Here is a 19,918-nt window from a genome sequence, read left to right as displayed (position 1 = left end):
TTCACTCCACCAGGCCGCGCACGGCGTCGCTGAACGTCTCGGCAAGTTCCGCCTGTGGACAATGTCGCTCGTCGCCGGGGCGGTATTTGCCGGTTTTCACCAGACAGGCCTGTAGTCCGGCGGCTTGGGCGGCTGCGATGTCGGTCTGGGCATCGTCGCCGATCATTAGAACGTCCTCCGGGGGCAGTGCCAGACGCTTGCAGGCCGAGTGAAAAAACGTCGCGGAGGGTTTGCCGATCACCGTTGCCTGTGTGCCAGTAGCCCGCTCGAGTGCGGCCTTGAAGGGACCAATATCGAGACTGAGCCGGCCGTCTGTGTCGCTGAAGTATCTGTTGTCGCCCATCGCAATCAGGGGGGCGCCATCCATAATCAGGCGGAACGCCCGGTTCAAATTGTCGTAATCGAAATTGTCGCCGGCGTCGCCGAGAACCACGGCGTTGGGAATGGGATCGATCAGGTCGGCAAACAGGCCCCGGATGGCCGGATGGACGATCAGCAGGGGATGCAACTTGTTGTTCCGCAGATAGTCTGCAGTGGCATCCACCGCCGACAGGATACGTCCTTCGTCCAGATAGAAATCCAGGGCCCGCAAACGATCGAGCAGTTGGTGCCGGGTCTTGCGGGTGGTGTTGGTGACCAGCAGAAAGGGAATGCGCTCCCGCCGAATCTTTTCCAGCGTGTCAACGGCACCAGGGACGGCTTGATCGCCTTCGTACAGAACTCCGGCAATATCGATCAGAAGACCTTTCGGCATGACCTTTCTCCCCTGATTGCTGTGATGGGTCAGGCAGCGATACGGGTGAGCATCGACGTTCCTGTCGTGGATGCCTTTGATCATGATACGCCTTTCCCGCCGCTAAGCCACAGGGTGTCCGCCGTGTGCGGCCTAGCCCAGTGGCGGTCTGGGTTCTATAGCCGGCAGTCCTTCGCGATGAAGTAGGTTCAGGTTTTCCTGGCGCCGCCAGAGACGGATCACCATTAGAATGCCCAGCACGCTCATCATGGCGGGGGGGATCCAGGTCATCAGGCCGCCAATCTGTTGGTCGAGCCGGGCCGAGATGGGCCAGAGCCGCCCGCAGATTGCATAGACGTTGTAGAGGTCATGCCGGCTGAGGGCGATATAGGCGCCAATCGCGATCTGCGGCACCATGGTGGTAAACAGCAGGACGATGCGTCCGCCGTAGCCGATCACCGCCGAGCGTCGGTCCCTGCGGGGTGATGGGTTGAGGATCAGCCACCAGAACAGCAGTCCGTCGACGGCCATGCTCCAGTTCATCAGGTTATATAAGGGGACATTCAGCATGGCATAGAAATGCAGGCTGGGGGTCAACCAGAGGTAAATCAGTCCGACGAACAGGATGCCGGCGATGACTGGTTGTTGCACTGTCCGGTAAAACCCTCTTACCAGCGGATGATGCCAGCAGGGCGCCAGCAATCGGCGATAGAGCGGCGTGGGCAGCCCGGCACGCAACAGGGCTTGCGGTGCCGACAGTGCAATCAGGAAGGGGCCGATATGATGCAGCACCAGGTGCTGTATCCGGTGGATGAAGAACATGTGCTGGGAGAGGTAGTCGTAGCGGGTCTGTAGAACGCCGTAGATCAGTACCACGCCCCCCAGGAAGGCCAGGGGGCGCCAGAATCCCGAGGGCCTGCCGGCTCGCCGTTCGGCACATATTCCCCGCACATAAATCAGTACCGCGCTCCCGCACAGCAGCAAGACCGTGGGGGAAAACTCATAGGGCAGCAGGAAGCTTAGCGTCTGACGCAACAGGTCCACAGGCCGCACCTTTCAAACGAGGCGTCGTAATCGGTGGTATTGAACGGAGTGTAGCAGTTTCCATTGGTGCGGAGCAGGCGGGCCTGGCAAATAGCCTGCATGAACGGTGCAGTTCTCATCTATAATGATCAGATCCTTTATCGCTGTCTGTCCTGGCTGGCGTCCCCGTCGGCAGATCAGGCGCTGTTGCCGTTTGAGGAGTCCCAATGAGTCGTTGGAGTAGGCTCCTGGTCTTTATCGCAGTGGTGCCCTGCATGCTGGGGGCATGGTCTGCCCGGGCTGCCCAGCCGTTGGTGGTTCGTTACTTTCAGACCGATGTCCGCTACGCCTATCGCATTGCCTTGCTGCGTCTGGCGCTGCGCGAGACACGTGTTAGCGACGGCCCTTTTTCGTTGCAGGGGATGACCCGAACCGTCAGTCAGGCGCGGGGACTGAGAATGCTGGCGAAGAACGAGATCGATGTCGCCTTCCTGCCCACTGACCGCCAACGTGAAAAACATTTTCTGCCGGTTCGCATTCCAATCCTGCGAGGCCTGCTTGGCTACCGTGTGCTCATGATTCGCCGGGGCTCAGAGGAACGCCTAGCCGGCATTGGTACACTGCGTGAACTGTCGACGCTTAAAGCGGGATTTGGGTCTCAATGGGCCGACCTTGCCATTCTCAAGGCGAACGGACTGCCGGTCGTTTCCGTGTCGAACTATGAGGCGCTGTTCCGGATGCTTGCGCGGGGGCGCTTCGATTATTTCCCGCGTGGCGTCAACGAAGCCTGGCAGGAACTCGACATGCATCCCAAACTCCAGGGCAGGCTGACGGTCGAGCGCCATCTCGCGCTCTATTACCCCTATCCCGTGTATTTCTTTGTGAATCAGAATAATGCGGCACTGGCTGATCGACTGCTCCGGGGACTGGAAGCCGCCCTCAAGGACGGCTCCTTTAAACAGTTGTTCCTGCGCTACAACAAGTCGGATATCGAGCGGGCGCAGATGCGTCACCGGACGACGCTGGTAATGAGGAACCCCTTCCTTCCGCCGCGTACCTCACCGGTCGACACCCACTGGTGGCTGCCCGCCTCGCCGCTCGAATCGGAGGTTCCCAGAGTGCTGAGATGATTGCTCAGGCACGCAGTTTCGTCCGGAAGCCGCGCTGGCTCATGGTCCAGATGACATCCAGCAATGACCAGAAACCGCTGTCCTGAGGGTGCGGGTCCTTGCCTTTGCCCATGCGTGCCAGTTGCCGGGCATACCAGGCTGTTTCCATCAATCCCATGCGGTCGATGGCACTGACGCCGGTTCGGATCGGGCGCACCGTGCTGACGACCGATTCGCCCGCGAGAATCCGGTTGGGCAGTTCCGGGTCGATAACCAGCGGTCGGGCCAGACCCACGAGATCGGTGGCGCCGCTGGCAACGGCCTCCGCCATGACGTCGCTATGACGGAATCCGCCGGTCACCATCAAGGGGGCCGATACCCGGTCGCGGATTTTCTCTGCATATTCCAGGAAATAGGCCTCCCGCTGGCGGGTGCTTTCCTTGACGGGTTCGCCGCCGCTTACCTCATAGCCCTTGGCCATACGAGGCGCCTCATAGGTGCCTCCGGAGATTTCGATCATATCCATCCCCAGCCCGGACAGCGTTTCGGCCACCACCATCGACTCCTCCTCGGTGAAGCCGCCGCGCTGGAAATCCGCGGAATTCAGTTTGATGCCGATGTTGAAATCCTTGCCCGTGGCGGAGCGCATTGCCTCGTAGACCCGGACCACGAAACGCATCCGGTTTTCCAGGGAGCCGCCCCAGGAATCGGTGCGTTGATTGTGGTGAGGCGAGAGAAACTGGCTGACCAGATAACCGTGGGCGCCGTGGATCTGTACGCCGGTAAAGCCGGTCTGCTTCGCCAGTTGTGCGCTGGTGGCGAAGCGCTCGATGATCTCCTCGATTTCCGCTTCCGTCAGTGGCCGTGGTGTGGCGAAGGCGCCTTGCAGGGCCTTGCCGAAGGGGATCGCACTGGGGGCCACCGGGTCGCGGTTCAGCATCTTGGGCGACTGCTTGCCGGGATGGTTCAGTTGCATCCATAGCTGGGTGCCATTGCGGGTTCCCGCGTCGGCCCAGGCCTTGAGGAGATCCCGGTCTCGGTCGTTCTCGAGTACCACGTTATTGGGCTCGCCCACATGCCGCTTGTCGATCATCACATTGCCGGTAATCAGTAGTCCCGTACCGCCCTCGGCCCAGCGCCGGTAGAGCTCGACCAGGTTGCGGGTGACCCGGTTGTCGATCGTGGCGATGGCTTCGCTCATGGCGGATTTGGCAAAGCGGTTGCGGATAACGCTACCGTTCGGCAGCGTCAGTGGTTTGCCCAGGATCTCGGCACTGGAGGCGCTCATGATGTCTTCCCGTTTTCGGTGGCCTTGAGGGTTCTTGTTAATTCGATGACTGTGAAACTATTGCATGCTTCGATTGATGTCAAACTTTTGCGGGCCAAGCGGGAGTGATGCCATGGAAGGGGGGGAGGGGCTGATTCTGGTGCGCGGGAAGGTGCAATGCCGGCGCAGGTGCACCGGCATTGCGGTTGGTGGCGAAGTATCAGCGCTTCATCAGCACCTTGTTGATGGTACTGACGCTCATCATGCGGTCCTGGACCACTTTCTTGTCTTTCAGGGTCCAGATCGCCATCGGGCCGGAGACGTCGCCGTTCTTGTCGAACGTCAGCTCGCCGGAGGCGCCCACATAGTGGATGCGCTTGCCTTCCTTGATCAGTTTCAGCGCCTTCTCGTACTGGCCTGCACCCGCATAGATGGCCGTGCCGGCTGTACCGCTGATACCGCGGATATTGTTTTTCACCGTATCGGCGGAGGTCCCGTGTCCCTTGTCCATCGCCAGGGCGATGACCATCACGGCATCATAGGCGTTGGTCATGTAGGCCTGGGTCGGCGGGTTGCCGAACTGCTTCTGGAAGTCGCTGTCGAACGTCTTCAGCGATGGCGTATTCACGGAGCCTGCGGCGGTGCCGAGCACTTTCTTCATGTACTTGGCGCCGACATCGTCCACGAATTTCTGGGACTCGAGACCGTCAGGCAGCAGGAAGGTTTGCGGGCCGCCTGAAGAAATCCATTCCCGGGCAACCGTGGTACCGTCGCCGGGATAGCCGATCAGGAATACCGCCTGGGGATCACCGCCAAGCGCGCTGCTGACTTCAGAGCGGTATGAGGGCTGTTTCGGGTTGTAGGGCACCGAGGCGGTGACTTTGCCGCCCAGCTTCTTGAAGTACTCGGAGAACTTGCCGGCGAGCCCTTCGCCATAGGGGTTTTTCAGATAGAGGACCGCGACCCGCTTGAGTCCGTTTTCGCGGGCCAGTTTGGCCATGGCGACCCCTTGCAGGGCATCCGATGGGGTGGTCCGGAACCAGTAGCCGCCGGTTTTGCCGGATTTCGCCAGTTCGGTAAAGGACGGCGAGGTCGAAGAGGGGGAAATCTGGACAACTTTACCCGGCGCTGTCACCGAGGTCAGTATCGCCATGCTGACACCACTCGACAGTGCGCCGACAATGGCCGGTACCTGATGGATGTCGACCAGCTGCTTGGCGGCGGAAACGCCGACAGCGGGGCTGGTCTGGTCGTCCAGCATCGAGAGTTTGAGGTCACAGCCGTTGACGCCGCCGGCCTTGTTGACCGTATCCACCGCGAGTTCCGCGCCTTTGGCGATGGATTGGCCCAAGGCTCCCAGAGAGCCGGTGAGGGCCATGACACTGCCTATCGTCGTAGTACATTTAGCCTGGACAGCGAGTGGTGCGAGCGCGGCTACGCCCATGATCGCCGAAGCAACCAGGCTGCTGGTTATTCTTCTGCTCTTCATGAAGGTTTCTCCACTGTTGGTACACCCTTTTGTTGTCATGCGAGTTGTCGTCACCCGCCTTTTTTGGTTTCCGGAGGCTGTACTGATGGCTCATTCCCCGGATACGGTCTTGCTCTCTCCCGCGAAGACTACTGCCTTGCGCGATCCCATGATGCCGCGTGGCCGGAACAGCAGGACCAGCATCAACACCAGGCCTATCAGGATGATCTGGAAGGCTCCGCCCTTGACTTGCAGTGTGCTGGGCAGGATGGCCTGCACCACAGAGCCGCTCATGGTCCATAGCGCCCAGACCAGCACCGAGCCGAGGATGGCGCCGCGATTGTTGCCGCTGCCGCCGACGATCAGCATGGCCCAGACCTGGAAGGTGAGGACCGGCATAAACAGCGTTGGGCTGATGTACTTGATGAAGCTGGCGTAGAGGGCGCCAGCCAACCCCATCAATATCGAGCCGATCACGAAGGACTGAAGGCGGTAGCTGAAGCCGCTTTTGCCGACCGAACTGGCAGCCGTCTCATCCTCCCTGATTGCCATCAGCACGCGTCCCCACGGGGAGTGGACGATGCGCTCCAGGCTCCAGTAAGCCAGCAGCAGGATGACGACAATCATTACCAGGAAGAAGACGTTGTAGCCCAGGTTTGAGCTGAAATACGCCGATAGCGGCTGGGGAATGTTGTAGATGCCGTTGGGGCCACCGGTCAGCCAGTTCATGTTGTTGGCAATCAACTGGATGGTGGCGCCGATACCGATGGTCGCGATGGCCAGGTAGTCTTCGCGCAATCGCAGCGTGGGTATGCCGACGATCAGCGCCACGATGCCGGTAGCGATCATGGCGGCGATCAGTGCCGCGAGGAAGGGCCAGTTGAAACCGCCGATGTGGCCGGCAGCCGGCGGTGACGCCAGGATGGCGAAGGTATAGGCGCCCACGGCAAAGAAGCCGACCACACCGATGTTGAAGAGGCCGGTATAACCCCACTGAAGGTTCAGGCCCAGGCTCATCAGGCTGTAGATGGAGGCCAGGATCGAGAAGAAAACGAGGTAAGAGACAATGCCGGTCATTGGACTTTCTCCCCCAGGATGCCGCTGGGTTTGATCAGCAGCACGACGATCATCAGGATGAAGGCCACGGCCGGTTTGTAGGCTGGTGAAATGAAGAGGACGGAGAGGTCCGCCGCAATGCCGATCACCAGACCGCCGAGAATGGCGCCGTAGATACTGCCGATACCGCCGAGAATGGCAGCCGAAAACAGGAACAGCAGCAGGTTGAAGCCCATGTCCGGCAGGATCTGCACGGTCAGCCCGAACATGACCCCTGCCACTGCGGCCAGGGAGCCGCCGACAACCCAGGTCCAGCGGACCACGTTATGCACGTTGATACCGCTGACCTGCGCCAGTGACGCATTGTCGGAGACGGCGCGCATGGCCTTGCCGAGGCGGGTGCGAGTCAGGAAGAGATGCAGCCCGATGACCAGGACAACGGCCAGCCCGACCACGAACAGCTCGTCCGGGGTGGTGCGCACGCCGGGCAGTATCGGCTGGGCGATCTGGATATTGTCGGAGTAGTACTGGGGCTCGGGCCCGAACACCACGACGATCAGGTTCCGCAGTAACAGCGAGGCCCCAAAGGACGCGATAACCAGCGTCACCTGGATGTTGCTTTTGCGGAGCACCCGGAACACCAGCCAGTCGAGCACCAGGGCCAGTACCGAGGCCATCAGTGCCGCCGCCACTATCGCGAGAATAAAGGGCCAGCCGAACGACAGCGGCCCGATGGTACTTTGTACGCCGCCGAAGACCAGTACCACCAACCAGGCGAAATAGGCACCCCAGGACAGCAGGGAGCCATGGGCGAAATTGGCAAAATTGAGGATGTTGTAAGTGAGGGTGAGGCCGACGGCGCCCAAGGCGATGGACGAGCCAAGCACGATGCCGTTGGCCAGGTACTGGGCGATCATAGCAGGCCTCCCTTGGAACCGAGGTACAGTTCACCGACTTCAGGGTTTTTCAGCAGGGCGTCGGCGCGATCCTCCAACTGCTCTTTACCTTCCGCCAACACGTAGCCGCGATCCGATATCAACAGGCCCGCCTTGGCATTCTGCTCCACCATCAGGATGGTGACGCCGGTATCCCGTACCTGTTTGACGTTGTCGAATACCATGCCAACCAGTTTCGGCGACAGCCCGGCAGAGGGCTCATCGAGCATAAGCAGACGTGGTTCCACCATCAGGGCGCGGCCGAAGGCCACCATCTGGCGCTGGCCACCGGAAAGCTTGCCGGCGGGATGCTTGCGCAAGCGGGCAAGGTCCGGGAACAGGGCGTAGGTTTCCTCCAGGCGTCTGGCGATTCCGCTTTTGCGGGTAAAGGCCCCCATTTCCAGGTTTTCCTCGACAGTCAGCCGATGAAAGACGTTGTTCACCTGGGGCACATAGGCCAGACCCTCTCGGACCAGGGTGTGCGGCGGCCGGCCGGTGATGTCCTTGTCGAGGAGGCTGACTTTGCCGCCGAAGATGGGCACCAGTCCGGCGATGGCCTTGATCAACGTCGATTTACCGGCGCCGTTGGGACCCAACACGGTAACGATTTCGCCGCTGCGTACTTCGATATTGGCTCCGCGAAGGATGGGAACGCCCGGCGTGTAACCGGCTTCGACATTGTCGACGCGGAGAACGATGTCGTTCTGGCTCATGACGTCGCCTCCGGTTCACCGCCCAGATAGGCATCCAGAACACGGGGGTCGCTACGCACGGCTTGGGCGTCGCCTTCCATCAGCAGACGGCCGTTGGCCATCACCAGGATGGGATCGCACAGGTTGAGGACCATATCCATGTTGTGCTCGATCAGCAGAAAGGTGATACCCCGCTCGTGCAGTTCGCTGATCCGGTCGATGATTTCGGCCAGCAGCGACGGGTTGACCCCGGCGCCGGGTTCGTCGAGCAGGATCATGCTGGGGTCCGCCATCAGTGCCCTGCCGATCTCGACCAGCTTCTGCTGTCCGCCCGACAGGTTTTTGCAGGGCAGGTCCAGGACGTGGCCGAGATTCAGGAATTTCGCGATCTCGCAGGCCTTGTCGTGATTCCGCTCTTCCTCTTCGCGCACGCGAGCGGGTTGGAACCAGTTGTTCCAGAAGCTTTCGCCGCATTGCGAGGGGGGGACGACCAGCAGGTTTTCGAGGACGGTCATTTCGGGGAAGGGACGGGGGATCTGGAAGGTTCGAACCAGTCCCTTATGGAAAATTCGGTGAGGGGGCAGGCCGTCGATGCGCTCTCCTTTGAAGAGAATCTGCCCGGCTGTTGGGGTATAGACCCCGGCGATGGAATTGAACAGGGTGGTCTTGCCAGCCCCGTTCGGTCCGATCAGGCCCGTAATCGTATGTTCGCGTATCTTGAAGGATACGTCGTCCACCGCTTTGAGCCCGCCAAACCGCATACCAAGTCCGTTGACTTCTAGCATCAGGTCTTCGCACTGGTTGGGCGACCATATTGTATGGTCGGCGTTATTTTTATCTCCAGGCCTTTGCCGTTAAGGCGCCGGAGTCTCCATGCGCCTTTTGGGCGCGATTGCGGACAGCAGGCTGTGTCGGCCCGCTGCCGCAGGTCAGGTGCCGGCGACCTTTCTCGGAGGCACTGCCGATACCTGTTCCGTTTTTAGTCAGATGAGACTCGGGAGAGTTCAATTTTTTTGTGGGAAATGGGGGGAATGACCTTGATAAAGGTCAAGATGGGGTGGTTTGCGGGGGAGTGGGAAGGTTTTTTGTGTCGTCTAAAGCAGCCCTTTCCGCTGGAGCGGAAAGGGCTGTGACCCTATTTAGGTCTTAGGCTGGGCCTGGGCGAGCAGCTCGGCAAAGCGGGGTGCATCGATATTGGTGCCACAGACGATCAGCGCCACCCGTTTGCCGTTGAGGCGCTCGCGCAAGGGGCCCAGCAATGCCGCGGTCGCGGCCGCAGAGGCGGGCTCGGTCACCAGTTTCATGTCCCGGAAGAGGTGCACCATGCTACGGCGCAGGTCGTCATCCGACACGCGGACAATCTCATCGACGAACCGATGGCAGACGCCGAAGCTGTAGGGCAGCGTATAGGGCGCGCCCAGGCTGTCGGCAATCGTATCAACGGTGTCCAGTTCCTCAGTGTGTCCTGACATGAAGCTCCGGTACATGGCATCAGCGCCAAAGGGTTCGACACCGTAGACTCGGCAGGCGGGATTCAACTGTTTCACGGCGGCAGAGATGCCGCCGCAGAGTCCGCCGCCACCGACCGGCACGACAACCGCATCCAGCTCCGGCACCTGCTGCATCAGCTCAAGGCCGACCGTTGCTGTGCCCTTGGCGGTATTGGGACCGTCGAAGGGATGCATCATGGCCCGTCCCTCGTCTGCGGCAACACGGTTGGCCAGGGCAAAGGCTTCATGGATGCTATCGGTCAGCAGTATCTCTGCTCCCGACTGGCGGCAGGCGTCCAGCCGGGCCGGGCTGGCATGATGCGGCATTGCCACTTTGGCGGATACTCCGGCCAATTGCGCGGCATAAGCCACGGCAACCGCGTGGTTGCCCGCACTGGCTGCCACGACGCCACGCTTGCGCGCGGTATCGTCGAGCGCCTCGATACAGGTCAGAGCGCCGCGCAGTTTAAAGGTGCCGGTTTTTTGGAAGAGTTCCAGCTTTAACCAGACTTCTGTAGCAGGGCTCAGGGTGCGCTCGATCTCGCCGGTCTGCCAGCGCCACACCGGCGTCACCAGTGTTTTGCCGGACAATCGATCTGCCGTTTGGCGGATGTCGGTTAGCGTCGGGTATGGGGCCTGTTGAAGCGTATGTGCTGCCGAGGTCTCGGGTTGAGACATGGTATTGATTCTCCGTCGAAATCTATCAGGTTCCTGCGCAGATGCGCCTATGGCATAACCTGGGACGCCAAGCACCGGCTCCTGCCGCAGCTCAACGACCCTGAGTAATTCGAATCGACGGAGTGAATGCGGTGAGAGAAATGGACGAGGGAATGGCGCACGACATCGCACGCTGCAGGCGAGCAGCGGATAAACGTTTAAAGGATGTCGTTGATAAGCGGTCCATCATTGCATGATGCCAATCATCCGTTTCCCTGGCAATGGAGGGAATTCACGAGCGTTGTTCTGCGTCATCGGTTATGTGAGGTCCTTTCTGGCGATGAGCCTGCTCCAGCAGCCACTCCCTGAATGCTGCCACTTTGGGTAGCGAGAGGCGGTTGGGCGGTATGAGCAACTGATAGCCCAGGCTCGTGGGCCGCATTTGATCGAAGAGACGTACCAACCGCCCCTCCTGAAGATCATCCGCAACCAGGCTGTACCAGGTGAGCGCAGCGCCCATACCGGCGTTGACTGCCTGGAGGACGAGATTGTTATCGCTGATCCGGCGTACATGGAGCGGCAGGGTCGGACTTACGCCCAGGGAGGTCAGCCAGGTATCCCAGTCTGGAAAGGTGGGATCCCAGTCGTGACTTTCATCGTGGAGCAACGTGCAGTCGAGTAGGTCTTCGACCCGCTGGATACGGCTGGCCAGTTTGGGGGCGACGACCGGAACGATGGCCTCCGGCATCAGTCGGTCGATATGCAGTCCTGGATAGGGGCCCGGGCCAAAGCGTACGGCGACATCGACGTCTTCGACGTTGAAGTCGACCTTACGGCGAGTGGCCAGTATGCGCAATTCGATATCAGGGTGTCGGGCATAGAAATCGTCGATCCGCGAGATCAGCCAGCGTGCCGAGAAGGTGGGTGGTGCGGAGACGATCAGCGGGCCATCTTCCGGTTGCACGCGAAGGCGCTGGACTGCGCGTTCCAACTGGTCGAAGGCTTCGGTCACCAGGGGTAATACCCGTTGGGCCGGTTCGACGAGGCTGATGGTTTTGCCGCGTTGAAACAGGATCAGGCCGAGATAGTCCTCCAGTAGCTTGATCTGCTGACTGATCGCCGCCGGAGTGACGTGCAGCTCCTCGGCGGCGCGGGCAAAGGACTGATGCCGCGCGGCGGCCTCGAAGGCTCGCAAGGCATTGAGTGAGGGAAGCTTCCTTGGCATTAGATTTTCTTAATATGCGTTTTAGAAAGTATAGTTTTTCAGCATTATTCTGGTCAATTAGATTGGTTTTACCATAGTAATGCTAAAGGAATGAGGGTGATGAAAACGAATGCCGTTTATGGCCTTATCACACTTTCGGCGCTGTTCTGGGGAATGAACTTTGCGCTTGCCGGACCCGTGATGCTGGATGAGCCGCCCCTTTATGCAGCCGCGTTCCGCTTCCTGCTGTCGTCTGCAGTCATGCTGGTGCTGGCCATGATGCGTGGAGAACCCCTGGTGCAGTCGGCCCGCCGACATGCCGGGGTCTTTATGTTGCTGGGTGCGCTTGGTATCGGTGCTTTCAACTTGCTGTTCTTCTTTGCCCTGCAACGGACATCGGCCGCCAATGCATCCTTGATCATGGCAACGAACCCCCTCCTGACAACGCTGCTTGCGGCGCTGATGTTGGGGGAACGCGCCAGCGTAAGCCAGCTTGCTGCCTTACCGCTGGCGCTCATAGGTGTCGTTGTGGTGATTTCAGGTGGGCGGTGGGATCAACTGCGGTCTCTGCATGTGGCGAGCGGAGACCTGATCATGCTGTGTGCGGATCTGGTCTGGGCCTTCTATAACGTGCTGGGACGTCGCTACATGCCGGCGGGGTCGCCTCTTACCAACTCAACGCTGATGATCATGGCGGGTACGCTGGTCCTGTTAGTTGCGGCGGTGGCCAGTTCGGAAACGCCTGTGATGCCTGGACCTGAATCAGGCGCGGGTTTGGTCATGATGGCGCTGGGTGGGACCGTATTGGCTTATCTGTTCTGGACGACGGGAATCGCCCGCCTGGGCGCAGGCCGGACGGCACTTTTCCTCAATCTGGTTCCGGTGTTCGCGATGTTGATTGCCGGTGCCATGGGTGAGGTCCCGACAGGTGCACAGCTGGTTGGCGGTCTCCTGGTGATTGGTGCGGTACTGGTGGCCACGCTGCCGCGTCGCCAGCCGGCTGCTGTAGTGGTCCCTTCGGGCTGCAGGAGCTGATCTGTATCGAGGCAACCCCTTACTGCCAAAAGGAGACGTGGGGTTGCCTCGTGGTCGACTGTCCCTGCTACATGTCGTTCATTCGGCCGGCCTGGGAGGCCAAATGTTGTGTTTCGTGGGTTTCCATTTCCAGCAGTTCGCCAATCAGCTCCCTGGCTTCCGGGATATCGGCTCGCCCTTGCAGGTAACGGTAAAGATCGATGACCTCATTGTGCCACTTGAAGACGACCTGACTGATGTCGTCCACCGACAGGTCGGCAAAGGTGTTGTCGTCGAGCGACGCCTTCTGCATGGGGCGATGTTCCATGTAGTCGTAGACCCAGGTATCCAATGCCTTGTGCGAGGCCTGTCGCTCGAACTCCTTTACGGTCTTTTCCAGTGTGGCTTCGTGATCCGCCAGATACTGCATCAGTCCGCGGGCACGTTCCGACGACTGGGCCTCTATCCCCTGGCCAAGGCTTTGGGCCAGGGTCTGGTGCAGTTGTCGGGTCCAGTCGATCAGGTCGCCGATGGTTTCGATCTTCACTGCGTCTTCCTCCGATGCGCGATCAGCGTTGGGTCATGCGAATGACCATGCGACCGTCAACCTTACCAGCCTTGAGTTGGGCAAAGATATCATTGATATCTTCCAGGCGGGATTCGTGAATATGGGCGCGGACCTTGCCTTCACCGGCGAACTGCAGTGCTTCCGCCAAATCCTTGCGGGTGCCCACGATAGACCCCCGAAGGGTGATGCGTTTTAGCACGACGTCGAAAATTGGTGTGGCGAAATCTCCTGGCGGTAATCCGACGAGGCTCACCGTGCCTTTACGCCGAACCAGGCCCAGCGCTTGAGAAAAGGCGGGTGGTGAAACTGCTGTTACCAGGACGCCGTGAGCACCGCCCCCGGTTTCCTGGATTACCTGCTGCACGGCATCGGGTGCCTTGGCGTTGACTGCAGCCTCGGCACCCAACTGGCGTGCCAGCGCGAGCTTTTCATCGGTGACATCCAGTGCCACGACGTGCAGCCCCATGGCCTTCGCATATTGGATGGCGACATGACCGAGCCCCCCGATGCCGGAAATGGCGATCCACTCGCCCGGCCGGGCTTCGGTCTCCTTGATGCCTTTATAGGTGGTCACTCCTGCGCAGAGAATCGGGGCGATTTCTGCGAAGTCGACATTGGCCGGCAGTCGGCCGACATAATTGGCATCACCGATGGCGTATTCGGCAAAGGTGCCGTTGACGCTGTAACCGCTGTCATGCTGGCTCTCGCAAAGCGTTTCCCAGCCGGTCGTGCAGAATTCGCAGCCACCGCAGGCATCGTGCAACCAGGCGATGCCGACAGGATCCCCTTCCTTGAGATGGGAGACTCCAGCCCCGACGGCGGCGACGATGCCGGCGCCTTCATGGCCGGGAATAAAGGGCACAGTGGGCTTGACCGGCCAGTCGCCGTCCGCTGCATGCAAATCGGTATGGCAGACGCCGGTAGCGATGATTTTTACCAGTACCTCTCCGGGACCCGGTTTGGGAATAGGGACCTCTTCGATGCTCAGAGGTTTGCCGAACTCGCGGACGACAGCCGCTTTCATCATTCCTGTCATGCTGATGACCTCCTTTTCGGTAACTGTCCGGGCAGGATAATCCTTTTGTGTTGGAAGACATTGATCTGAGTCTACGGTATGCCTGACTCCAACCACGCGGGCGGTTCTTCTCGATGGCAGTTGGTCCTGCGATTTTCCGGAGCGGTACTGGCCCGAGGCGAAGGTGACTGAAAAGCGGTAGGTACTTTTCCGACTCTTCTGGGCATTGGGACGAAAGATAACCTTGACCTGGGTCAGGGTCGCTTTTGGAAGTGGCCGTTGATAATGAATGCAAATCGCTGCAGGCCTTTGACGGTCTGAGTCTCTACTGAGGAACGTATTATGACATTCTCCGTGAAAACGACTGTATTGGTGGGATCTCTGTTGCTCGCCGCAAGCACAGCTTTCGCTGCCGACCAGACACAGACCCAATCCCAGACACGTACGCAGACGGAAACCCAAACCCGTTCCCAGGAGCGTATCTATGGCAGTCAGTTGATGTCGCCGCAGGAGCGCGCCACCTACCGTCAGCAAATGCGCAACATGAAGACCAATCAGGAGCGTCAGGCTTTCCGCCTGGAGCACCATAAGTTGATGCAGGAACGTGCTCGCCAGAGAGGCGTTACCTTACCGGATATGCCTCCGGCTAAAGGTCAGGGCCGAGGCATGGGGCAAGGTAATGGTATGGGACAAGGTAATGGTATGGGACAAGGCCAGGGCATGAGGCAAGGCCAGGGTGGTGGTATGGGCGGCGGTGGCCGCAAATGAGCATGTCGGTCGACATCACCTTCCATAACATGATGGCGAGTGACGCCTTGCGCGCCAGCATCGAAGAGCATGCGGCGCGCCTGGAGGCCTTCGCGGACGACATTCTTTTCTGTCATGTTGTGGTGGAGCCGACTGAGCGGCGTCATCACCAGGGCAATCGGTATCGGGTGCATGTTCACTTGGCGTTATCGGGCGGCACCATTGATGCCGGCAAAACGCCGGACGATGATCACAGCCACGAAGATGCCTATGTGGCCGTACGCGATGCCTTTGACGCGGCACGTCGCCAATTGGAAGATTTCGTACGCCGCCGCCGTGGCGATGTAAAACACCATGAGACGCCTGAGACCGGTCATATTCATGAGATCGATCATGAAGCCGGTATCGGGCTGATCATGAGTTCGGACGGCCAGGAAATTCCCTTTCACCGCAACAGCGTTGTGGACGTGGATTTCGAAAAGCTGGCCGAAGGAAGTCCGGTCAGCTTCGTCTCTCTGAGCGATCAAGACGGTTTGCGCGCAAGCACTGTCCATCTCGTGTCGCATAAGCACCACAGGGCATCGCCGGCCACTCCTTCCAACGCGTAATTGCCTGGAGTGGCCGGGGGGAGCTGTGGAATGGTTAGCGGGCAGGGCATGAGCCCATGTTAAGCGGGTCGTCTCTATCGCAGGGCAGGGTTCTCCCTAACGTTTGCAGCTTCGAATAGACCGGTGCCCGGCAATAGAGCGTTGTTGGGGTATCGTCTCCCCTCAACTTACTGACCTCGATACCTTGGCGATGGATGGCAGGCGCAATGTCACTCTCGTCGTCGTCGAAAAGACGGTATTGGTAGTCGCCGTTAGTAAAGCTGACGACGGTTCGTTCCACCTCATAACGACTGTAGTGCGAGTACTTGAAGTCGTTGACCCCGTTTCCAGCCTGGGGATAACTCAATTCAATACGCCCGTGACGGCCAAAGCGGTACCGAAGATGGCCGCTCCGCTGCTTGAGGTCGCCGGCGCCGCATAGAGAAACCATCTTGTGGTGGCTGCCAATCGTACAGTTGAAGAAAACGGATTCGTCAGCGCGACATAGCGAGGTTTTTGCGGAAGATTGCGCTTGCGAGCAATCGCTGACAGCGGCCAATACGCTTAACGTGATGGCTAGGCAAAAGCGTGATGGTTTGCTGGGACGCCCGGTCATATCGTTGACTGCTCCTTATCGTATCGGTTAGCGCCGCTGAGGTTTTCGTCCTGTGCGGGAATGGGCATACTGTCGGCCAACATTGTTATGCCGGTTGTGCACATGATTATCCCTCTGGACCAGTTGTCTGACGATGCCCTCAATGGCCTGATTGAGGAATACTGTATCCGTGAACATGGACTGAACGAGACAGAAAGTCCGTTGACTGAGCGCAAGGCGACCATTTTGGCCGCCCTGCGTCGGGGCGAGGTAGTGGTGCTCTACACGCCGAACAATCCCAATCAGGTGGCCACCCTGGTCAATCGGGATCAGTTGGGCGACCGGGATTTGGCGGCGCTCGATCTTTAATTGGAATCAGGCGCCGGTACCAGGTTTCAGCCGCAGTTTTGAACGTGATGACCAGCGGGCGTTGAGCCAGAGCGAGGCAGCGATAATGCTGCCGCCGACAAAAAGTCGGCCCAGGTCGGCGTCGTGGTTCCAGATCAACAGGTTGACCAGTAATCCGGCCGGCACCAGCGCATTGTTCATAATGGCCAGGGTGCCGGCATCGACCAGGCAGCCTCCGCGGTTCCAGAGAAACATTCCCAGTCCCGACGCGGCAAATCCCAGCCAGAGCAGGATCCCCCACTCCAGGGACGTCGAGGGCAACTTATGTACGTTGCCGAAGATCAGGAAAGACGGCAGGGCGATACACAGGGCGCCGAGATAGAAATAACCAAAAAAACGATACAGTGGCATATCGACGGGGTAGCGTTGAACCAAGTGCTTGTAGCCGACCTGTCCGGCTGCGAAAGTGGCGTTTGCGACCTGTAGGAGGACAAAGCCCGTGATGAAGTTGCTGCTGATACCGTTGTAACGAATGACGCCGGCACCAATGGTGGCGACCGCTGCTGCGACCAGTGCGATAGGGGAAAAGCGGCGGGCCAGGGCGTCGTCGATCAGCGTCACGTAGAGGGGGGTGAAAATCGTGAACAGCAGAACTTCCGGCACGGTCAGGTAAGCGAAGGAGCGGTAAAGGCAGAGATAGGTGATGCCGAACTGGAGGGCGCCGACCAGCATGACCCCGCCTTTGAGGCGGCCGGGAATGCCGTGCCAGCGTGTCAGCGGCAGAAACGCAAGGCCGGCCAGGACGATGCGCGTCAGCACGGCGAAGTCGCTGTCTACGTGCCCGGCGATGTAGACCCCTATCAAACTGAAGGAAAAGGCCCAGAGAACGGTCACGAACATCAGGTAGGACACGGTTAGACTCCAGTTGAAGGAAGGGCGCTTATTCTAGCCTCGAAAGCTGCTGGAACACAGTTAGCTCAATTGTGAAGATGCATTGATGCCGTTCAAGGAACGCCACTGCCCAACGGTCACCCGGGAGCGATCAATGATGAACGATATGTCTAGGAATGGGATGCGTAGCCGGAGGGCGCTTGCCCTGTTTCCGTTTTTGCTGATCCTGATGCTGGTCGCTAGCAGCGGTGCCGCCTTTCATCCGGGTGCCTGGTACGCTGCATTGATCAAGCCTGCATGGACGCCACCCAATGCAGTATTCCCGGTCGCATGGACTTTGCTCTACCTGTTGATTGCAATTTCCGGCTGGCGGGCTTGGTTACGCTGTAGCGGCCCGATCCGGCGCCGGGCTTTTACGGTTTATGGCCTGCAGCTATTGCTAAACCTGGCCTGGTCCTGGCTGTTTTTTGGGCGCCACTGGGTGCTGATGGGGCTGATCGATATGCTGCTTCTGCTAGTGATGATCATGCTCAATATCGTCCGTTTCCGGGCGATCGATATCTGGGCCGCGCGGTTACTTTGGCCCTATATGCTCTGGGTGCTCTATGCCGTGACACTGAATGCCGGTATCCTGTGGCTGAATTGAGGTCAGCCCATGCGGCTGACGGTATTCATCGTTCTTTTGGCGATTTAAAGAATCGTCCCCGATACCTGCTAATGAAACATTTGAGCAAGGATGTGGCGCGGCCGACCACGATTTTTCCCTGCAGACCCTCGTGGCTGTCCAGCCTTCCAGTGAGCTATTTGCGTCATTGTTTGCAGCTGCAACCACTGGCGGTTTTGGCCGTGTTGATGTTGCACCTTTCTCCCGCCAACGCCGATATCAAATCGATTGCCGATCCGGATTGGTATTGGCGAGGTATCGAAAAGCCGGAACATCCGGTATCCCTCTGGAACGGGGATGTTGAAGGCGGTCTGCTGATGATATCCGGCAACGCCCCTTCGACGAGTTTTACCAGCCGGGTGGATATGAAGCACGAGCTGCCTCGCTGGCGTCACAGCATGCTGTTGCAGTCGCGCTATACGCGTCAGGATGGCCAGACCACAGCTGAATACTATTTCGCCGCGACCCAGCTCGACTACAAGATATCACCGGTCAACTACACGTTTACCCGCCTGGGTTATGAGAGTGACCGTTTCAGCGGTTATAACTATCGATCATCCGCGGCTGCCGGTTATGGACGCCGCCTCTGGCAGCGGGGGCCTGACTATTTCGATGTGTCCACCGGTCCGGGTTACCGTTACAGTCGTCTTTCGGCACCAGACGCCGAGGGCAGAACCATTCAGCAGTCTCCTATCGTGCGGTTCGCCCTGAACTACCAATACCACCTGTCGCCGGATGTCATCTTCAAACAGTCGATGAATACCGAAGTGAGCTTTCACAGCGGTCAGTCGGTCTCCACGTCCACCACCTCCCTGCAAAGCAATTTGATCAATACCTTCGCCCTCAAGGCCTCGTTTTCGGTGCAGAACACTTCGCCCACGCCATCCGGTATTCGAACGACGGATACGCAGACCTCGCTGACCTTGCTGTATTCCTTCTAGTCATGCCGTACACTGCCTCTGAAAATTGGTTGCGGAGACCCCATGTTCAGTTACTTGCACGCCTTTCACGCCGGCAATCTCGCCGACGTCCACAAACATCTGGGGCTGTTTCTGGCGTTGTCGCTCATGCAGCGCAAAGAGACCGCGATCGCCTGTTTCGATACGCATGCCGGCAGTGCCGTCTATGACCTGAACTCTGCCGAGGCACGCAAGACGACTGAATCTGATCGCGGCATTCAGGCGCTCTGGCAGGTACGGTCGAAGTTGCAGGACCCCGCCTGGCAGGATTTTTTTTCGATCATCTCTGCGGCGAATGGCGGTAAGACAGCCTTGCAGTATTATCCGGGTTCTCCAGCCTGGTTTGCCCGTTTGAGGCGTCGCCAGGACAGTCTGACAACCTTCGAATTGCATCCGAGAGAGTCTGCACGGCTGGAAGCCTGGGGCAAACGCCAGGCGGCGCGGGTATATGTGGAAGACGGTTTCTCGGGTCTGCTGCGCTGTGTGCCGCCACGGGAACCCCGGCTTTGCGTGCTGATCGACCCGCCCTATGAGGTCAAGCATGACTACCGACAGGTGGTGGACACCCTGGCCAACGCCTGGCGACGTTGCCGTCATGGGGTTTTTTTGGTTTGGTATCCGATTCTGCGGGAACGCTATCAGGATACCTTGATTCGTGGTGTGGAAAAGTCACCGTTGCAGAAGGTACTGCGTAGCGAACTGCTTTTTGATCCTGAGCCGGTCGGCCAAGGTATGCTGGGTTCAGGCCTTCTGGTCGTTAATCCCCCCTGGCACTGGGAAGAACAGATGAATACCCTGTTGTCTCAGGCGCTGCCACTATGGGGCGTCGGGGCCCGTCACGAACAGCAGTGGCTGATTCCGGAATAGCCCAACAATAAAAATCTGGCCTACAGGAG

22 protein-coding genes are annotated in these 19,918 nt (G+C 59.1%); 8 read left to right on the top strand and 14 right to left on the bottom strand.

Going from position 1 to position 19,918, the window contains the following annotated elements:
• Position 1: 1 nt before the first annotated feature.
• Positions 2-838 carry a TIGR01458 family HAD-type hydrolase gene (locus CLR77_RS00340; protein WP_198962624.1) on the bottom strand — a complete coding sequence of 279 codons (837 nt, stop codon included), beginning with the start codon at positions 836-838 and terminating at the stop codon, positions 2-4.
• A gap of 48 nt (positions 839-886) precedes the next feature.
• Positions 887-1,777, bottom strand: a complete 891-nt coding sequence (locus tag CLR77_RS00335) for a cytochrome c oxidase assembly protein (protein WP_227519755.1) — start codon at positions 1,775-1,777, stop codon at positions 887-889.
• Between the two features lie 206 nt (positions 1,778-1,983).
• Between CLR77_RS00335 and CLR77_RS00330 the strand changes: the two genes are divergently transcribed.
• Positions 1,984-2,886, top strand: a complete 903-nt coding sequence (locus CLR77_RS00330; protein WP_097458609.1) for a substrate-binding periplasmic protein — start codon at positions 1,984-1,986, stop codon at positions 2,884-2,886.
• Between the two features lie 4 nt (positions 2,887-2,890).
• On the opposite strand, the gene CLR77_RS00325 is transcribed toward CLR77_RS00330, so the two are convergent.
• The 8 genes from CLR77_RS00325 to gcvA all read right to left on the bottom strand — a co-directional run bounded on the left by CLR77_RS00325 (position 2,891) and on the right by gcvA (position 11,655).
• The gene (locus CLR77_RS00325) at positions 2,891-4,153 is read right to left on the bottom strand and encodes an NADH:flavin oxidoreductase/NADH oxidase family protein (RefSeq protein ID WP_097458608.1); all 1,263 of its coding nucleotides are present in this window, start codon (positions 4,151-4,153) and stop codon (positions 2,891-2,893) included.
• Positions 4,154-4,352: 199 nt separating this feature from the next.
• Positions 4,353-5,621, bottom strand: coding sequence for an ABC transporter substrate-binding protein (locus tag CLR77_RS00320; protein ID WP_158227081.1), 1,269 nt, complete (start codon positions 5,619-5,621; stop codon positions 4,353-4,355).
• Positions 5,622-5,711: 90 nt separating this feature from the next.
• Positions 5,712-6,677 (bottom strand): branched-chain amino acid ABC transporter permease, encoded by a 966-nt coding sequence (locus CLR77_RS00315; protein WP_097458606.1) that lies wholly within the window; start codon positions 6,675-6,677, stop codon positions 5,712-5,714.
• On the bottom strand, positions 6,674-7,573 hold the full coding sequence (locus CLR77_RS00310; RefSeq protein ID WP_097458605.1) for a branched-chain amino acid ABC transporter permease: 900 nt from the start codon (positions 7,571-7,573) through the stop codon (positions 6,674-6,676). The genes CLR77_RS00315 and CLR77_RS00310 overlap by 4 nt, the downstream gene beginning before the upstream one ends.
• Complete coding sequence (locus tag CLR77_RS00305) at positions 7,570-8,304, bottom strand: ABC transporter ATP-binding protein (protein ID WP_097458604.1); 735 nt, start codon at positions 8,302-8,304, stop codon at positions 7,570-7,572. Before CLR77_RS00305 ends, CLR77_RS00310 begins: the two co-directional genes overlap by 4 nt.
• Positions 8,301-9,068: an ABC transporter ATP-binding protein gene (locus tag CLR77_RS00300; protein WP_097458603.1), complete on the bottom strand. Its 768-nt coding sequence runs from the start codon at positions 9,066-9,068 to the stop codon at positions 8,301-8,303. The genes CLR77_RS00305 and CLR77_RS00300 overlap by 4 nt, the downstream gene beginning before the upstream one ends.
• Before the next feature lie 354 nt (positions 9,069-9,422).
• Complete coding sequence (locus CLR77_RS00295; protein WP_097458602.1) at positions 9,423-10,451, bottom strand: threonine/serine dehydratase; 1,029 nt, start codon at positions 10,449-10,451, stop codon at positions 9,423-9,425.
• A gap of 271 nt (positions 10,452-10,722) precedes the next feature.
• Entirely contained in the window at positions 10,723-11,655 is a 933-nt protein-coding gene (gcvA, locus tag CLR77_RS00290; protein WP_097458601.1) for a transcriptional regulator GcvA, read from the bottom strand.
• A gap of 99 nt (positions 11,656-11,754) precedes the next feature.
• Between gcvA and CLR77_RS00285 the strand changes: the two genes are divergently transcribed.
• Positions 11,755-12,669, top strand: a complete 915-nt coding sequence (locus tag CLR77_RS00285) for a DMT family transporter (protein ID WP_097458600.1) — start codon at positions 11,755-11,757, stop codon at positions 12,667-12,669.
• A 67-nt stretch (positions 12,670-12,736) separates the two neighbouring features.
• Here CLR77_RS00285 and CLR77_RS00280 read toward each other — a convergent pair whose 3' ends face one another.
• Together CLR77_RS00280 and adhP are read right to left on the bottom strand one after the other, a co-directional pair.
• Positions 12,737-13,195: an ATPase gene (locus tag CLR77_RS00280; protein WP_097458599.1), complete on the bottom strand. Its 459-nt coding sequence runs from the start codon at positions 13,193-13,195 to the stop codon at positions 12,737-12,739.
• Positions 13,196-13,217: 22 nt separating this feature from the next.
• A complete protein-coding gene (gene adhP, locus CLR77_RS00275; protein ID WP_097458598.1) occupies positions 13,218-14,252 on the bottom strand; it encodes an alcohol dehydrogenase AdhP in 1,035 nt (344 codons plus the stop codon).
• A gap of 321 nt (positions 14,253-14,573) precedes the next feature.
• Here adhP and CLR77_RS00270 point away from each other — a divergent pair, with 321 nt between their 5' ends.
• Positions 14,574-14,999 carry a hypothetical protein gene (locus CLR77_RS00270; RefSeq protein ID WP_097458597.1) on the top strand — a complete coding sequence of 142 codons (426 nt, stop codon included), beginning with the start codon at positions 14,574-14,576 and terminating at the stop codon, positions 14,997-14,999.
• Positions 14,996-15,586 (top strand): HPF/RaiA family ribosome-associated protein, encoded by a 591-nt coding sequence (locus CLR77_RS00265; RefSeq protein WP_097458596.1) that lies wholly within the window; start codon positions 14,996-14,998, stop codon positions 15,584-15,586. The genes CLR77_RS00270 and CLR77_RS00265 overlap by 4 nt, the downstream gene beginning before the upstream one ends.
• Before the next feature lie 34 nt (positions 15,587-15,620).
• Here the strand turns inward: CLR77_RS00265 and CLR77_RS00260 are convergent, their stop codons facing one another.
• A complete protein-coding gene (locus tag CLR77_RS00260) occupies positions 15,621-16,181 on the bottom strand; it encodes a hypothetical protein (RefSeq protein WP_097458595.1) in 561 nt (186 codons plus the stop codon).
• 102 nt (positions 16,182-16,283) lie between these two features.
• Between CLR77_RS00260 and CLR77_RS00255 the strand changes: the two genes are divergently transcribed.
• The gene (locus tag CLR77_RS00255; RefSeq protein WP_227519754.1) at positions 16,284-16,529 is read left to right on the top strand and encodes a YheU family protein; all 246 of its coding nucleotides are present in this window, start codon (positions 16,284-16,286) and stop codon (positions 16,527-16,529) included.
• A 6-nt stretch (positions 16,530-16,535) separates the two neighbouring features.
• Here CLR77_RS00255 and CLR77_RS00250 read toward each other — a convergent pair whose 3' ends face one another.
• Positions 16,536-17,420 carry a carboxylate/amino acid/amine transporter gene (locus CLR77_RS00250; RefSeq protein WP_097458593.1) on the bottom strand — a complete coding sequence of 295 codons (885 nt, stop codon included), beginning with the start codon at positions 17,418-17,420 and terminating at the stop codon, positions 16,536-16,538.
• Positions 17,421-17,553: 133 nt separating this feature from the next.
• On the opposite strand from CLR77_RS00250, the gene CLR77_RS00245 reads away from it, so the two are divergent.
• The 3 genes from CLR77_RS00245 (at position 17,554) to CLR77_RS00235 (ending at position 19,889) form a co-directional block, all read left to right on the top strand.
• Positions 17,554-18,045, top strand: a complete 492-nt coding sequence (locus tag CLR77_RS00245; RefSeq protein WP_198962623.1) for a TspO/MBR family protein — start codon at positions 17,554-17,556, stop codon at positions 18,043-18,045.
• A gap of 71 nt (positions 18,046-18,116) precedes the next feature.
• The gene (locus tag CLR77_RS00240; protein ID WP_097458591.1) at positions 18,117-19,004 is read left to right on the top strand and encodes a DUF481 domain-containing protein; all 888 of its coding nucleotides are present in this window, start codon (positions 18,117-18,119) and stop codon (positions 19,002-19,004) included.
• A 42-nt stretch (positions 19,005-19,046) separates the two neighbouring features.
• Positions 19,047-19,889 carry a 23S rRNA (adenine(2030)-N(6))-methyltransferase RlmJ gene (locus CLR77_RS00235; protein WP_097458590.1) on the top strand — a complete coding sequence of 281 codons (843 nt, stop codon included), beginning with the start codon at positions 19,047-19,049 and terminating at the stop codon, positions 19,887-19,889.
• The last annotated feature ends 29 nt before the right edge of the window (positions 19,890-19,918 follow it).

The organism is Mangrovitalea sediminis, from assembly GCF_002514725.1.
Classification (GTDB): Bacteria; Pseudomonadota; Gammaproteobacteria; order Pseudomonadales; family Oleiphilaceae; genus Mangrovitalea; species Mangrovitalea sediminis.
Note: the sequence above shows the minus strand (reverse complement) of the source record. Positions and strands in the feature narration are given on the sequence as shown.

What these genes read in the sequence shown, in the direction of transcription:
- CLR77_RS00340 (WP_198962624.1), bottom strand. Translation starts at nt 838, where the DNA reads ATGATCAAAGGCATCCACGACAGGAACGTCGATGCTCACCCGTATCGC.
- CLR77_RS00330 (WP_097458609.1), top strand. Translation starts at nt 1,984, where the DNA reads ATGAGTCGTTGGAGTAGGCTCCTGGTCTTTATCGCAGTGGTGCCCTGC.
- CLR77_RS00325 (WP_097458608.1), bottom strand. Translation starts at nt 4,153, where the DNA reads ATGAGCGCCTCCAGTGCCGAGATCCTGGGCAAACCACTGACGCTGCCG.
- CLR77_RS00320 (WP_158227081.1), bottom strand. Translation starts at nt 5,621, where the DNA reads ATGAAGAGCAGAAGAATAACCAGCAGCCTGGTTGCTTCGGCGATCATG.
- CLR77_RS00315 (WP_097458606.1), bottom strand. Translation starts at nt 6,677, where the DNA reads ATGACCGGCATTGTCTCTTACCTCGTTTTCTTCTCGATCCTGGCCTCC.
- CLR77_RS00310 (WP_097458605.1), bottom strand. Translation starts at nt 7,573, where the DNA reads ATGATCGCCCAGTACCTGGCCAACGGCATCGTGCTTGGCTCGTCCATC.
- CLR77_RS00305 (WP_097458604.1), bottom strand. Translation starts at nt 8,304, where the DNA reads ATGAGCCAGAACGACATCGTTCTCCGCGTCGACAATGTCGAAGCCGGT.
- CLR77_RS00300 (WP_097458603.1), bottom strand. Translation starts at nt 9,068, where the DNA reads ATGCTAGAAGTCAACGGACTTGGTATGCGGTTTGGCGGGCTCAAAGCG.
- CLR77_RS00295 (WP_097458602.1), bottom strand. Translation starts at nt 10,451, where the DNA reads ATGTCTCAACCCGAGACCTCGGCAGCACATACGCTTCAACAGGCCCCA.
- gcvA (WP_097458601.1), bottom strand. Translation starts at nt 11,655, where the DNA reads ATGCCAAGGAAGCTTCCCTCACTCAATGCCTTGCGAGCCTTCGAGGCC.
- CLR77_RS00285 (WP_097458600.1), top strand. Translation starts at nt 11,755, where the DNA reads ATGAAAACGAATGCCGTTTATGGCCTTATCACACTTTCGGCGCTGTTC.
- adhP (WP_097458598.1), bottom strand. Translation starts at nt 14,252, where the DNA reads ATGACAGGAATGATGAAAGCGGCTGTCGTCCGCGAGTTCGGCAAACCT.
- CLR77_RS00270 (WP_097458597.1), top strand. Translation starts at nt 14,574, where the DNA reads ATGACATTCTCCGTGAAAACGACTGTATTGGTGGGATCTCTGTTGCTC.
- CLR77_RS00265 (WP_097458596.1), top strand. Translation starts at nt 14,996, where the DNA reads ATGAGCATGTCGGTCGACATCACCTTCCATAACATGATGGCGAGTGAC.
- CLR77_RS00260 (WP_097458595.1), bottom strand. Translation starts at nt 16,181, where the DNA reads ATGACCGGGCGTCCCAGCAAACCATCACGCTTTTGCCTAGCCATCACG.
- CLR77_RS00255 (WP_227519754.1), top strand. Translation starts at nt 16,284, where the DNA reads ATGATTATCCCTCTGGACCAGTTGTCTGACGATGCCCTCAATGGCCTG.
- CLR77_RS00245 (WP_198962623.1), top strand. Translation starts at nt 17,554, where the DNA reads ATGATGAACGATATGTCTAGGAATGGGATGCGTAGCCGGAGGGCGCTT.
- CLR77_RS00240 (WP_097458591.1), top strand. Translation starts at nt 18,117, where the DNA reads ATGAAACATTTGAGCAAGGATGTGGCGCGGCCGACCACGATTTTTCCC.
- CLR77_RS00235 (WP_097458590.1), top strand. Translation starts at nt 19,047, where the DNA reads ATGTTCAGTTACTTGCACGCCTTTCACGCCGGCAATCTCGCCGACGTC.